We start from the raw sequence: 13,126 nt of genomic DNA on the forward strand, positions 1-13,126 counted from the left end.
CAGAGGTATGGCAGGAGCACCCTGCTTTCGCCGGATATTGTCAGGCGCAATCGGGACGGTAGGCGCGGGCCTGTGCCGTTGGGTGCGGCAGGCCGGGATACGGGCAGCGCTTTGGTGAAATCTCAGGGAAGAGACCCAACAGTTCTTCGCGTGCGGCTACGTCCATTTCTGCCATTGCCTTGGGTGACGGGCGGAAACTTTCGACCGGCAAGCCCTCGGCACAGAATACTTCCTGATTGTCGAATACCAGGTTGTAATAGGTCACGCTCTCAGCGCTCATATCTGCAAATGCTTCGTCGCTGGCCATAGCCAGAGCACCGACGCGCATCAGGCAGGATTGGGCGTCTTCCACGCCAGAAATTCGATAACCGGGGATCAGGGCGCGGTGACCGCAGGCAATGCGCAAATCCCGTGCTGGCATCATCGGGCCAACGGCGCGGGGGCGCAGACGGATCGGCGCCAGTTCGGGGCGTTCACGCATTTCGGCGGCTGTGACGGTGCGGGTCCAGATCATGCGGACTGGTTGCAGACCATTGTCACGTGTCACCACCATATCACCGGGGTGAAGAATATCGACATGGCGCGCGCCAAGCGGTGTCCGCACATTGGCGCCACTGCATAAGCCGGTCAAATAGCGACGGTCCGTTTTCATGGCCGTAGTCAACGAAGCTGCAAATCCCATAGTCCACTCCTTCCAATTCCCACTCTAACTTTTCAAGGTTAATGCGCCGGAAATTGGGTGCGAGTGTGGACAGATTGTGACGGATGCGCCGAAACCCATGTTTTAAGGTCGAAACCAGAACAAAACGCCTCTTTGTCGCCGACTGCCCGAACACCTGGCCCCCCAAAATCTACCAAAAATTTTCGATAGAATTTCGCAATTGACGCAGCCCGAAAGGATAACAGGAAAAGCTTTTCCTTTACCGCGCACCGTGGCAGGCTGATGGAAATCAAGCAGGAAACACCCCATGACGCAGCGCAGGCAAATACCGGCCAATGCCTCGGTCGCGCAGGCCGGTGACGGCGCGCGCATGCAGGCACCTGCTGCGGAACGCAACGCGGCCGCAATCACCGAAATGCTTTATATCCACGCCGCGCCCAATGGCCGCGCGCTTGAGATCGCCAGCGGCACAGGTCAGCACGTGGCGGGGTTTGCGCGATCCCTGCCGGGGTTGATCTGGCAGCCCACAGATGTCGAGGCCGCCCGACTGGCCAGTATCGACGCCTGGGTCGAGGGCGCACCCAATGTCAAACCAGCCCGGCATCTGGACGCCACATCCCCCGGCTGGGGGCCACACAATGCGGACCAGAACGTCATCCTCCTGGTAAATCTGTTGCACCTGATCAACGCGCCCGAGGCCCGGGTGTTGATCACCGAAGCCGCGGCCGCGCTTGCCCCTGGCGGCCGGTTTTTCATCTACGGTCCGTTTCTGCGCGATGGGCAGGCCACGTCAGAGGGCGACGCCCGCTTTGATGCAAGCCTGCGCGCGGCGGATCCGGCCATCGGGTACAAAGACATCGGCGACGTTGGGCAATGGCTGGCCGATGCCGGATTGCGCGTGCTGGCGCAGGTTGACATGCCCGCAAACAACCTGACTGTGATCAGTGAACGCCCGAAGGAGGCCCCGTGATGTTGCGACCGTTGACCCTTTTGTCTGTGCTGGCCCTGGCCGCATGTTTCGCCGCATCGCCACCGGCACACGCCCAATCCAATGACGGCACGGCGCCCGTGCGCTTTGGGGACAATAAGCCCGTTGCCTGGACCGGCCGGGCACCCAACACCTATCCGATCCACGGCATCGACGTGGCCCGGTTTCAAGGCCCGATTGACTGGCGCAAGGCGCGTCGGGCGGGCGTAAGTTTTGTGTTTATGAAGGCCACAGAAGGGGGTGATCTGCTCGACCCTCTCTTTCAGGATCACTGGCGCGGGGCCAAACGCGCAGGTATCGCGCGCGGGGCCTATCATTTCTATTATTTCTGCACCAAGCCGGAGGTTCAGGCGCGCTGGTTCATCCGCAACGTCCCACGCACCAAAGGCACTCTGCCACCGGTCCTCGACATGGAATGGAACCCCTTTTCCCCGACCTGCAAAAAGCGTCCTCCCGGCGCCGAGGTACGGCGCCAGATGAAGGTGTTTATGGATATTGTCGAGCGCCGCTATGGCCAGCGTCCGATCATCTACACCACGCCCGGGTTCTATGAGGATGCAGGGTTGAACCGCCTGCAAGGCGAAGAATTCTGGCTCCGTACCACCGCCAAAACACCGGATAAGGTCTATCCCGGTCAGCCCTGGCGCTTTTGGCAATATAGCAGCACAGGTGTGATCAACGGCATTGATGTCGAGGTCGATCTGAATGTCTTTGGCGGCAATAGCGCGCAATGGCAGCAATGGTTGTCCGCGCGGCAGCGATAAGCACAGCTTAGGCGCGGGCACCCCGCAGCCATGCCCAGACCCGACCATCGGTGATGATGAGGCCAAGCCCGATCAGGCCAAATCCAATCCACGCCTCCCGTCCGAGCGTTTCCCCCAGAAAGAGACTGCCCAAAGCGATGGCAAAGGGCGGGATCAACAAGGTCACGAGCATCAGGTTGGCGGCACCCGCCCGTACCAGAATGGCAAAATACATCAGATACGCCAGAGCGGTCGACATCACGGCCACGGCCAGAAGCGAGGCCCAGACCGGCACCGACAGGGCCAGCTGTGGCATCCCGTCATGCCAGATGGCCACCGGTATCATCAGGATTGTGCTGCCGATCAGCATCCCCAGTGCATTCATCTGTGGCGGGATCCCGGCCAGTGCCACCTTGCCCCAGACGCTGGCAAAGGCGTAGGAGAGTGCAGCCCCCAAAATGGCCAGCTGCGCCAGGTTGCGCGCGTCCAGACCCGTAAGCACTTCAACCCCCATGATGGCGGCCACACCCGCCACACCAAAGGCGGCGCCAAGCAGTTTGCGCGCCGTAAGCGGTTCGTCCTTGAGCAAAAGGCCTGCCACGACGGCACCGAACACGGCTGTTGTGCCATTCAGGATTGAAGCCAAACCACTTTCAATCTGTGTCTGTCCCCAGAAGATCAGCGAAAAGGGGATGGCGTTGTTCAGCGCGCCCATCACCAGAAAAGCGCCCCAGATGCGCAGGCTGCGCGGCCAGGGTATCCCTTGCCACCACACCACAGCGATCAAAACCGGCACAGCCCAGAAAACCCGGTGCAAGGTGATCGTCAGCGGTGGGACTTGCGTCAGTGCCAATTCGGCAAAAAAGAACGATCCGCCCCAGACGGCCGCCAGCAAAAAGAGCAGCAAAGCCGCGAATGCAGAGATCGAAGGTGTTGATGGTGTAGACATGCGCACAGTCTTGGCACAGGCCTGCCTGCGGGCGCGACCCGTTTCTTGCGCTTATGTCGGGCGCGTTACCCGAAAACCCGTCACACCCCGCGCAACCAAAGCTTATGCCTTGACCGAGATCACTTCCATGCACGCTTTGTACCGCTCGCTGACCCCATACCGGGTGGGGGTCAGGCCACATTCACCCAGCAAATCATAAAGCCTGCTGCGGCTGAAATTATGGTAATGCTCAATCTCGCCCCAATAGGGGTTTTCATTATTGCCGGTCATGTAGTCCCAAAGGATTTGCTCGGTATTGGGCATCGACAAAAGACACACGCCGCCCGTGTCCAAATGCCCGACCACGGACGTCAAAAATGCCTTGGGATAGGGCACATGTTCCAGCACATCCATCAATGAAATCACCTGACATGGCGCGTCCAGCGCAAGCTTGGTGATGTCCTCGCAAAAGGCCTCATAGCCCAGTTTACGGATTGTCTCGACATTGTCGCGGCGCAGGTCAACACCGATGGGATGGAACCCATATTCGCGCGCCGTAAAGAGGAGCGATCCGTTTCCAAACCCCACATCCATCCACCGCCCCTGCCCCATGAAGGGCAACACCCGGTCGATGATCCGGGCCGAGACCATGCGGTTGCCCTCCAGATCATAGCCGACCTTCTGGTTCTGGTGCGTCTCACTAAAGAGGATCTCACAGGCGGCATCGGTGAAATAGCCTTCGGTGAAGACATGACCACAGGCATCGCAGGATTTCCACACGATCTTGGGTGACAGTTTGGGATTGTAGATCTTGTGACCCGAACAATCCCCCTCCCCCACAAGGCTCAGGGTTTTGGCGTCACATAGCGGGCAACCATCGTAAAGATGCCGGTCCGCGCTCACGGTCTGGGGGCTCATATCATTCATGCCTGCATGTTGCGGCGAACTGGCTAAATCTTGGTTAATCGCACATGGTTTTTGCGCGATTTAGGCTCAGAAAGGAATGTCGTCCGATCCCGAGACAAACCGGGCCACAACCTTCTTGATTCCGGCCTTTTCAAACTCAATTTCCAGCTTGTCACCTTCGATGCCGATGATCGCGCCATAGCCGAACTTCTGGTGGAACACCCGCTCGCCCATCGTGTGACTGCTGACCGCCTGCGCGTCGATCACCTGATGGCGGCTCTCAGAAGGTTGTGCCACGGGCCGCTGACTGGCACGTGCCTGCAACCGTTTCCAACCGGGCGAGTTATAAACATTGGCCTCCGCCGCGCGGGTCTCGATCGTGCTTTCCATGCCAGCCGCACCATAACCACCACCGTAGAGACCGGGCGGGGTCAGCACGTCGACATGTTTTTCGGGCAATTCGTCGATAAACCGCGACGGCATCGAGGATTGCCATTGGCCAAACACCCGCCGATTGCCCGCAAAGCTGATGGTACAGATCTCTTCGGCGCGGGTGATGCCCACATAGGCCAGACGGCGTTCTTCCTCGACGCCCTTCTGCCCGCTTTCATCCATCGAGCGTTGCGAAGGGAAAAGCCCATCCTCCCAGCCCGGCAGGAACACGGCGGGAAATTCCAGCCCCTTGGCCGCATGCAGGGTCATGATGCTGATCTTTTCGCCGGCTTCCTGATTGTCATTGTCCATGATCAGGCCGACATGCTCCAGAAACCCCTGCAGGTTCTCAAACTGCTCCAACGCCTTGATCAGTTCCTTGAGGTTCTCCAGCCGCCCCGGTGCTTCGGGCGTCTTGTCATTCTGCCACATCTCGGTGTAGCCGCTTTCGTCGAGGATGATCTCAGCCAGCTCCATATGGGTGATCTGTGCATCTCCCGCCATGCGGCCCCAACGGTCCAGCCCTTCCAGCAGCCTGGCCAGTTCAACAGCCCCCTTGCCGCCCAATCCCTTCTCTTCCAGCAGAATGCGCGCGCCTTCGGTCAATGGCACGCCGTTATCCCGCGCCACCCTCTGGATTTTCTGTTGCGCTTTGTCGCCCAACCCGCGTTTGGGCGTGTTCACAATCCGCTCAAACGCCAGATCATCCGACGGCGAGGTGACCACCCGGAAATAGGCCATGGCATCGCGGATCTCCATCCGCTCATAGAACCGCGGACCACCAATGACGCGGTACGGCAATCCAATGGTCAGAAACCGATCTTCAAAGGCGCGCATCTGATGCGAGGCGCGTACAAGGATGGCCATTTCGTTCAGCGAATAGTCGCGCAATCCCCGCGTGCCGCGCTGCATCGCCTCGACCTCTTCACCGATCCAGCGCGCCTCTTCCTCGCCGTCCCAATGGCCGATCAGGCGAACCTTTTCGCCCTCCTCGGCTTCGGTCCAAAGCTCCTTGCCCAATCGCCCCTTATTGCCCGCGATCACGCCGCTGGCTGCAGCCAGAATATGCGGGGTCGAGCGGTAGTTTTGCTCCAGCCGGACCACATGCGCGCCGGGAAAATCCTTTTCAAACCGCAGGATGTTGCCCACCTCGGCCCCGCGCCAGCCATAGATCGACTGGTCATCATCGCCCACGCAACAGATGTTCTTGTGCGATCCCGCCAATAGCCGCAGCCAGAGATATTGTGCCACGTTGGTATCCTGATACTCGTCCACGAGGATATAGCGGAAAAAGCGCTGATATTGCTGAAGCACGTCATCATGGGTCTGGAAAATGGTGACCACATGCAACAGCAAGTCACCAAAATCGACCGCGTTCAGCTCCTTCAGACGGGTCTGGTAGAGCTTGTAGAGCGCGGGCGCCTTGCCGTCATAGGCTCCGGCCTCCGATGCGGGGATATTATCCGGTGTCCAGGCGCGGTTTTTCCAATTGTCGATGATGCTGGCCAAGGCGCGCGCAGGCCAGCGTTTGTCATCGATACCCGCCGCCGACACCAGTTGTTTAAGCAGGCGCAGCTGATCATCCGTGTCGAGGATGGTGAAGTTCGATTTCAACCCCACCAGCTCCGCGTGACGCCGCAGAAGTTTGACACAGATCGAATGGAACGTGCCCAGCCAAGGCATGCCTTCCACCGCCTCTCCCAGCATCCGGCCCACGCGTTCTTTCATCTCGCGCGCGGCCTTGTTGGTAAAGGTCACCGCCAGGATTTCGTTGGGGCGCGCTGTCCCGGTGTTCAAAAGATGCACGATGCGCGTGGTCAGCGCCTTGGTCTTGCCCGTGCCGGCCCCGGCCAGCATCAGCACCGGGCCTTCCATCGCCTCAACCGCCGCGCGTTGTTCGGGGTTCAGCCCCTCGAGATAGGGCATGGGGCGCGCCGCCATGGCGCGCGCTGCAAGGGATGCGCCTTCAAACGCGTCGGATCTCGTCATAACTGCTCATGGTTCAAAGAATAGCGCGTGTCGCGCGCGAGTGGAAGTAAATGTTCAGGGAATGTTCCCAATGCCTTAGACCCGCCAAATACCCGCCTCTCGCCCTCAAAACTCCTAGCATCGCCGCAGCCTGGCTCTGGACAAAGCGGCGGCAAACCTTGCAGATGGGCCCCATGGATCTGAATGCCAAATACCCCGGCCTATCGGACTTGCGCGCGCGGGCAAAACGCCGCGTTCCGCATTTCGTCTGGGAGTTTCTGGACAGCGGCACCGGTGCGGAAAAAACCCGTGACCGCAACCGCACGGCGCTCGACGCGCAATTGCTGATGCCGTCGATCCTGCATGGCGAATTTGAACCGGATCTAAGCGTGTCACTCTTTGGACAGACACTGCCCCTGCCCTTTGGCATTGCACCTGTGGGCATGTCGGGGCTGATCTGGCCGGATGCGGAACGTATCCTCGCCCGCTCGGCGGCGCGCGCCGATATTCCCTATGCACTGTCCACCGTGGCCAGCCGCACCCCCGAAGATGTGGGGCCAATTATGGGTCAGCATGGGTGGTTTCAAATGTATCCACCACGTGATCCCGAGATACGGACAGATATGTTAAACCGGGCGCGCGACGCTGGTTTCAAGGTCCTGATCCTGACGGTTGATGTGCCGGTGGCATCGCGGCGCGAAAGGCAGGTCCGCTCGGGCCTGACCACGCCACCCCGCCTGACACCGCGGATTTTGTCGCATATCGCCAGCTGCCCGACATGGGCATTGGGCATGGCGCGCATGGGCATGCCCCGCATGCGCCTGATTGACTCCTATGCCGGAGATATCAATGGGTTACCATCCACAAGTCATGCAGGTTACATGCTGCGCACCTCACCGGATTGGGACTATGCCCGTTGGCTGCGCGACGCATGGGATGGCCCCATGGTGGTCAAGGGTGTGATGCAGGCTGACGATGCAAAGGCGCTCGAAGCTGCCGGCATGGATGCGATCTGGATATCGAACCACGCCGGGCGGCAATTTGATGCGGCCCCTGCCACGATCGACGTTGTGGAAAGCATCCGCGCGGCGACGAAACTTCCGATCCTTCTGGATGGCGCGATCGAGGGCGGTCTGGACATGTTGCGTGCCTTCGCACTGGGCGCGGATTTTGTCATGTTGGGACGGGCCTGGCACTATGCCGTGGCCGCTTTGGGCGAAAAAGGACCTGATCATCTGGTCGACATATTGCGCGCCGATCTGCAATCCAACATGGGCCAGTTGGGCATCAAAACGCTGAAGGATGCCATGACACGGCGGACAACGACCGGGTAGTCATTCCTACCCAGATAAAATGAACTTCCGCCTTTAACCAACTGAATATATGTGATTTTGACACCTTCGAACAACAGCTGAATGAGTTGTCCTTTCGGGTAAAACTTATCGCGAACGGGTGAGGCTTTGACGTTGGGGCATTGCGCAAACCTTACACAAATCTTACAAGGCGGCAGGGATGGCGCCGCAACGCAGCAATTTTGGTGTTGACCGGTTCACCGTTCCAAATGCGAAACCTAGGGACAACAGGGGACAGCCAGTGGCGGAATTCAACAAAATCCTGATTGCCAACCGCGGCGAAATTGCCATTCGGATCATGCGCGCTGTAAACGAGATGGGCAAACGCACCGTCGCCGTTTTTGCCGAAGAGGACAAGCTGGGCCTGCACCGGTTCAAGGCCGATGAAGCCTATCGCATCGGCGAAGGCATGGGTCCCGTTGCCGCCTATCTGTCGATTGATGAAATCATCCGCGTGGCCAAGGAATGCGGTGCCGATGCTATCCATCCCGGCTATGGCCTCCTGTCGGAAAACCCGGATTTTGTGGACGCCTGCGATGCCAATGGCATCACCTTTATTGGCCCCAAGGCCGAAACCATGCGTGCGCTTGGCGACAAGGCCAGCGCTCGTAAAGTGGCCGTTGAGGCCGGTGTGCCCGTTATCCCTGCCACCGAAGTTTTGGGCGACGATATGGATGAAATCCGCCGTCAGGCCGACGAGGTTGGCTATCCCTTCATGCTCAAGGCCAGTTGGGGCGGTGGCGGACGCGGGATGCGCCCGATCCTGAAGCCCGAAGAGCTGGAGGAAAAGGTGCTGGAAGGCCGTCGCGAGGCCGAAGCCGCCTTTGGCAACGGCGAAGGCTATCTGGAAAAGATGATCCTCCGCGCGCGTCACGTTGAGGTGCAGATCCTGGGCGACAAACATGGCAACATGTACCACCTTTATGAGCGTGATTGTTCGGTTCAGCGGCGCAACCAAAAAGTGGTGGAGCGCGCCCCTGCCCCATACCTAAGCCCTGAACAACGCGAAGAAATTTGCCAGTTGGGTTATAAAATCTGCAAACACGTCAATTACGAATGTGCGGGCACGGTCGAATTCCTTATGGATATGGACAGCGGCCAGTTTTACTTCATCGAGGTGAACCCGCGCGTGCAGGTGGAACACACTGTCACCGAAGAAGTTACCGATATCGACATCGTGCAGGCGCAAATCCTGATTGCCGAAGGCAAAACACTGGCCGAGGCCACGGGCAAACCCACACAAGGTGATGTGCGCCTGAACGGGCACGCGCTGCAAACCCGGATCACCACCGAGGACCCACAGAATAACTTCATCCCGGATTACGGCCGCATCACCGCCTTTCGCGAAGCGACCGGCATGGGCATCCGACTGGACGGCGGCACCGCCTATTCCGGCGGCGTGATCACGCGCTACTATGACAGTCTTCTGGTAAAAATCACGGCGCATGCGCAGACACCGTCAGCGGCTATTGCCCGGATGGACCGCGCCCTGCGTGAATTCCGCATCCGGGGCGTCAGCACCAACATTGCTTTTGTCGAAAACCTGCTGAAGCACCCGACATTCCTCAGCAATGAATACACCACCAAGTTCATTGATGAGACGCCCGAGCTTTTCAACTTTGGCAAGCGTCGGGACCGCGGCACCAAGGTGCTGAATTACATCGCCGACATCACCGTGAACGGCCACCCGGAAACCCAAGGGCGTGCGGGCACTGGTGCCGATGTCAAACTGCCCAAACCTCCTGCCCTGCAAGGCGAAATCCAACCTGGCAGCAAGACCTTGCTGGAGGAAAAGGGCGCCAAGGCGGTGGCCGATTGGATGCTGAGCGAAAAGCGCCTGTTGCTGACCGACACAACCATGCGCGACGGGCACCAAAGCCTTCTGGCCACGCGGATGCGCTCGATCGATATGGTCAAGGCCGCACCGGCCTATGCCGCCAACCTGCCGCAGCTGTTCAGCGTTGAATGCTGGGGCGGTGCGACCTTCGACGTGGCCTACCGCTTCTTGCAGGAATGCCCGTGGCAGCGCCTGCGTGATCTGCGCGCGGCCATGCCCAACCTGCTGACGCAGATGCTGCTGCGCGCGTCTAACGGCGTCGGCTACACCAATTATCCCGACAACGTGGTACAGGAATTTGTGCGCCAGGCGGCGGAGACCGGTGTTGATGTCTTCCGCGTGTTTGACAGCCTCAACTGGGTCGAAAACATGCGCGTCGCGATGGATGCGGTGAATGACACGGGCCGCATCTGCGAAGGCACGATCTGTTACACCGGCGATATCCTTGACCCGGACCGCGCCAAATACGACCTGAAGTATTACGTCAAAATGGCCAAGGAAATGCAGAGCGCCGGTGCGCATGTGCTGGGCCTCAAGGACATGGCCGGCCTGCTGAAACCAGCCGCCGCGCGCGTACTTGTCAAAGCGCTGAAGGAAGAGCTGGACATCCCCGTTCACTTCCACACCCACGACACGTCGGGCATTGCGGGCGCCACCATCCTTGCCGCCGCTGAATCAGGTGTCGACGCGGTGGACGCCGCCATGGACGCATTTTCCGGCGGGACCAGCCAGCCCTGCCTCGGCTCGATCGTCGAGGCGCTTGCGCACACGGATCGCGACACCGGTATCGACATGAAACACATTCGCGAAATGTCGGATTACTGGGAACATGTGCGGGCGCAATATGTGGCGTTCGAAAGTGGCTTGGCAGCACCTGCCTCGGAAGTCTACCTGCACGAGATGCCCGGCGGGCAGTTCACCAACCTCAAGGCGCAGGCCCGCTCACTTGGCCTCGAAGAACGCTGGCCAGAGGTCGCAAGCACCTATGCCGACGTCAACCAGATGTTCGGCGATATCGTCAAGGTGACGCCATCGTCCAAGGTGGTGGGAGACATGGCCTTGATGATGGTCAGCCAGAACCTGACCCGCGACGAAGTGGAAGACCCGAGCGTTGATGTGGCCTTCCCGGATTCGGTTGTCGACATGATGCGCGGCAATCTGGGCCAGCCTCCGGGCGGGTTCCCGAATGGCATCGTGGGCAAGGTGCTCAAAGGTGACAAACCCAACACCGTGCGCCCGGGCAAACACCTTGAGCCGATTGATCTGGAGGCCACCCGCGCCGAAGTCAGCGCGCTGCTCGAAGGCAAGGCCGTGGATAACGAGGATCTGAACGGGTACCTGATGTATCCCAAGGTCTTCCTCGATTACATGGGCCGCCACCGCACGTATGGGCCGGTTCGAACATTGCCCACGCGGACGTTCTTTTACGGAATGGAACCAGGCGAGGAAATCAGCGTCGAGATTGACCCCGGTAAAATCCTAGAAATCCGCCTGCAGGCCGTAGGTGAGACGCAGGATGATGGCGAAGTGCGGGTGTTCTTTGAACTCAACGGTCAGCCGCGGGTCATTCGCGTGCCCAACCGTCTGGTCAAATCGCAAACCGCACAGCGGCCCAAGGCCGAGCCGGGCAATGCCAACCATGTGGGCGCGCCGATGCCCGGCGTGGTGGCCAGCGTGGCCGTCACCGCCGGTCAAGAGGTCAAAGCCGATGACCTGCTCCTGACCATCGAGGCGATGAAAATGGAAACCGGCATCTATGCCGAACGGGACGCGGTGGTCAAAGCCGTCCACGTGCAGGCCAGTGGCCAGATTGATGCCAAGGACCTGTTGATCGAGCTGGAGTAAGCCGATCGGGTGACGTGACCCAACGTCAGGTTTCGTTTGGATGCGCGGAGTGGTTAGGCTTCGCGCATCTTATTTTCGGCAAGGAACAGCGATATGTCATTGGCAATCACCCCTCTTTACGGCGGTCTGATCGGGCTGTTGTTTGTCTTTTTGAGTTTTCGCGTGATCTTTCGAAGACGCGGCGCGCAGGTGTCTCTGGGCGATGGCGAAGACAAGGAACTTCGCAAACGCGTTCGGGTTCAGGGAAATTGCGCCGAATACGCACCCATTGGGTTGCTCCTGCTGGCCATGGCTGAATTGCAGGGCGCACCGGGTTGGGTTGTGCATGTGCTGGGGCTGATGCTGGTGATGGGGCGCTTGATCCACGCCTATGGGCTGAGCCAGACGCCGCAGATTATGTTGATGCGTCAGGTGGGTATGATTTTGACCTTTCTGATGATCGTTCTGAGCGCCTTGGCCAACATCGGACACGCCCTTTTCTGAAGCCCACACGGTCATTCTGATCCCCCACGCCACACCACCACACAACCCGGAACCGCAGGCGCGGACACGGCCCACAGAATTGTGAATGTGGATTTCTGGATGAAATCTCGCAGCATCGTGCTACGATTTACATTCAGCCACGGCACCGGACATATTCAGGTGTCGCCGCGAGGAGGAGAGAATACATGTGTCAGATGTTTGCCGGACAAGCCCCGGAACGCTATGAGCTGGAAACCCGGCGGATGCGCCTGAACGGTCACAGCACGAGCATCAGACTTGAAAAGTCCTTCTGGGGGATCGTCGATGAAATCGCCGCTGGCGAGGACCTTTCAACGCCGGGTTTTGTGTCCAAGCTGCACTCGGAAGTCCTTGAATTACATGGCGAACCAAAGAATTTCACATCGCTCCTGCGCTGTGCCTGCCTGGTTTATCTGGAGGCTGGACAAGCGACGCGTAACGCCAGGATTGCGGCCGAATAAATCGGCCAAAATTAACGTAGTAACCCTCTACTACCCGCCCGTCTTACGCGCGCGCTAGCCTCTCTGAAACACATAATGGTTTGGGAGGGCCAAATGGCAAAAGCCATTCACAGTATGATTCGCGTCTTTGACGAGGCCCGGTCGTTGGCGTTTTATAAGACGGCCTTTGATCTTGATGTCGCGGACCGGCTCGATTTCGAGAACTTCACTTTGGTCTACCTCAGCAACGCCGAAAGCGCGTTCGAGTTGGAACTTACGATCAACAAGGGCGAGACCGAACCCTATGATCTGGGCAATGGCTATGGTCACTTCGCCGTTCTGGTGGAGGATCTGGAGGCCGAACATGCCCGGTTCGAAGCGGCCGGTCTGAACCCGCGAAAACTGGTGGAATTTGCGCCCGACGGCAAGGTCGTTGCCAAGTTCTTTTTCGTCGCCGATCCGGATGGCTACGAGATCGAAGTTTTGCAGCGCGGCGGGCGATTCAAATAAAGAAAGTAAGGGAGG

General features: G+C 59.1%; 10 protein-coding genes and 1 pseudogene. 7 read left to right on the forward strand and 4 right to left on the reverse strand.

Going from position 1 to position 13,126, the window contains the following annotated elements; all coding sequences use genetic code 11:
- Positions 1 to 40: 40 nt before the first annotated feature.
- On the reverse strand, positions 41 to 682 hold the full coding sequence (locus ACZ1HJ_RS17045) for a Hint domain-containing protein (RefSeq protein WP_472719832.1): 642 nt from the start codon (positions 680 to 682) through the stop codon (positions 41 to 43).
- Between the two features lie 286 nt (positions 683 to 968).
- Between ACZ1HJ_RS17045 and ACZ1HJ_RS17050 the strand changes: the two genes are divergently transcribed.
- Both ACZ1HJ_RS17050 and ACZ1HJ_RS17055 read left to right on the forward strand, forming a co-directional pair.
- The gene (locus tag ACZ1HJ_RS17050) at positions 969 to 1,631 is read left to right on the forward strand and encodes a DUF938 domain-containing protein (RefSeq protein WP_472719833.1); all 663 of its coding nucleotides are present in this window, start codon (positions 969 to 971) and stop codon (positions 1,629 to 1,631) included.
- Positions 1,631 to 2,413 (forward strand): glycoside hydrolase family 25 protein, encoded by a 783-nt coding sequence (locus tag ACZ1HJ_RS17055; protein WP_472719834.1) that lies wholly within the window; start codon positions 1,631 to 1,633, stop codon positions 2,411 to 2,413. The genes ACZ1HJ_RS17050 and ACZ1HJ_RS17055 overlap by 1 nt, the downstream gene beginning before the upstream one ends.
- 7 nt (positions 2,414 to 2,420) lie before the next feature.
- On the opposite strand, the gene ACZ1HJ_RS17060 is transcribed toward ACZ1HJ_RS17055, so the two are convergent.
- The 3 genes and pseudogenes from ACZ1HJ_RS17060 to ACZ1HJ_RS17070 all read right to left on the reverse strand — a co-directional run bounded on the left by ACZ1HJ_RS17060 (position 2,421) and on the right by ACZ1HJ_RS17070 (position 6,657).
- A complete protein-coding gene (locus ACZ1HJ_RS17060; RefSeq protein WP_472719835.1) occupies positions 2,421 to 3,341 on the reverse strand; it encodes a DMT family transporter in 921 nt (306 codons plus the stop codon).
- 102 nt (positions 3,342 to 3,443) lie between these two features.
- Positions 3,444 to 4,238 (reverse strand): class I SAM-dependent methyltransferase, encoded by a 795-nt coding sequence (locus ACZ1HJ_RS17065; RefSeq protein WP_472719836.1) that lies wholly within the window; start codon positions 4,236 to 4,238, stop codon positions 3,444 to 3,446.
- A gap of 75 nt (positions 4,239 to 4,313) precedes the next feature.
- A pseudogene (locus ACZ1HJ_RS17070) lies at positions 4,314 to 6,657 on the reverse strand (ATP-dependent helicase).
- A 163-nt stretch (positions 6,658 to 6,820) separates the two neighbouring features.
- On the opposite strand from ACZ1HJ_RS17070, the gene ACZ1HJ_RS17075 reads away from it, so the two are divergent.
- From ACZ1HJ_RS17075 to ACZ1HJ_RS17095, 5 genes are all read left to right on the forward strand, one after another.
- Positions 6,821 to 7,960, forward strand: a complete 1,140-nt coding sequence (locus ACZ1HJ_RS17075) for an alpha-hydroxy acid oxidase (RefSeq protein ID WP_472719837.1) — start codon at positions 6,821 to 6,823, stop codon at positions 7,958 to 7,960.
- A gap of 259 nt (positions 7,961 to 8,219) precedes the next feature.
- Positions 8,220 to 11,660 (forward strand): pyruvate carboxylase, encoded by a 3,441-nt coding sequence (locus tag ACZ1HJ_RS17080; RefSeq protein ID WP_472719838.1) that lies wholly within the window; start codon positions 8,220 to 8,222, stop codon positions 11,658 to 11,660.
- 93 nt (positions 11,661 to 11,753) lie between these two features.
- On the forward strand, positions 11,754 to 12,143 hold the full coding sequence (locus ACZ1HJ_RS17085) for an MAPEG family protein (RefSeq protein WP_472719839.1): 390 nt from the start codon (positions 11,754 to 11,756) through the stop codon (positions 12,141 to 12,143).
- A gap of 185 nt (positions 12,144 to 12,328) precedes the next feature.
- Positions 12,329 to 12,622 (forward strand): ribbon-helix-helix domain-containing protein, encoded by a 294-nt coding sequence (locus ACZ1HJ_RS17090; RefSeq protein ID WP_472719840.1) that lies wholly within the window; start codon positions 12,329 to 12,331, stop codon positions 12,620 to 12,622.
- A gap of 93 nt (positions 12,623 to 12,715) precedes the next feature.
- The gene (locus tag ACZ1HJ_RS17095) at positions 12,716 to 13,111 is read left to right on the forward strand and encodes a VOC family protein (RefSeq protein ID WP_472719841.1); all 396 of its coding nucleotides are present in this window, start codon (positions 12,716 to 12,718) and stop codon (positions 13,109 to 13,111) included.
- Positions 13,112 to 13,126: the final 15 nt, after the last annotated feature.

This window comes from Roseovarius sp. JB2-10 (assembly GCF_055693585.1).

What these genes read in the sequence shown, in the direction of transcription:
- ACZ1HJ_RS17075 (WP_472719837.1), top strand. Translation starts at nt 6,821, where the DNA reads ATGGATCTGAATGCCAAATACCCCGGCCTATCGGACTTGCGCGCGCGG.
- ACZ1HJ_RS17065 (WP_472719836.1), bottom strand. Translation starts at nt 4,238, where the DNA reads ATGAGCCCCCAGACCGTGAGCGCGGACCGGCATCTTTACGATGGTTGC.
- ACZ1HJ_RS17060 (WP_472719835.1), bottom strand. Translation starts at nt 3,341, where the DNA reads ATGTCTACACCATCAACACCTTCGATCTCTGCATTCGCGGCTTTGCTG.
- ACZ1HJ_RS17045 (WP_472719832.1), bottom strand. Translation starts at nt 682, where the DNA reads ATGGGATTTGCAGCTTCGTTGACTACGGCCATGAAAACGGACCGTCGC.
- ACZ1HJ_RS17095 (WP_472719841.1), top strand. Translation starts at nt 12,716, where the DNA reads ATGGCAAAAGCCATTCACAGTATGATTCGCGTCTTTGACGAGGCCCGG.
- ACZ1HJ_RS17050 (WP_472719833.1), top strand. Translation starts at nt 969, where the DNA reads ATGACGCAGCGCAGGCAAATACCGGCCAATGCCTCGGTCGCGCAGGCC.
- ACZ1HJ_RS17085 (WP_472719839.1), top strand. Translation starts at nt 11,754, where the DNA reads ATGTCATTGGCAATCACCCCTCTTTACGGCGGTCTGATCGGGCTGTTG.
- ACZ1HJ_RS17055 (WP_472719834.1), top strand. Translation starts at nt 1,631, where the DNA reads ATGTTGCGACCGTTGACCCTTTTGTCTGTGCTGGCCCTGGCCGCATGT.
- ACZ1HJ_RS17090 (WP_472719840.1), top strand. Translation starts at nt 12,329, where the DNA reads ATGTGTCAGATGTTTGCCGGACAAGCCCCGGAACGCTATGAGCTGGAA.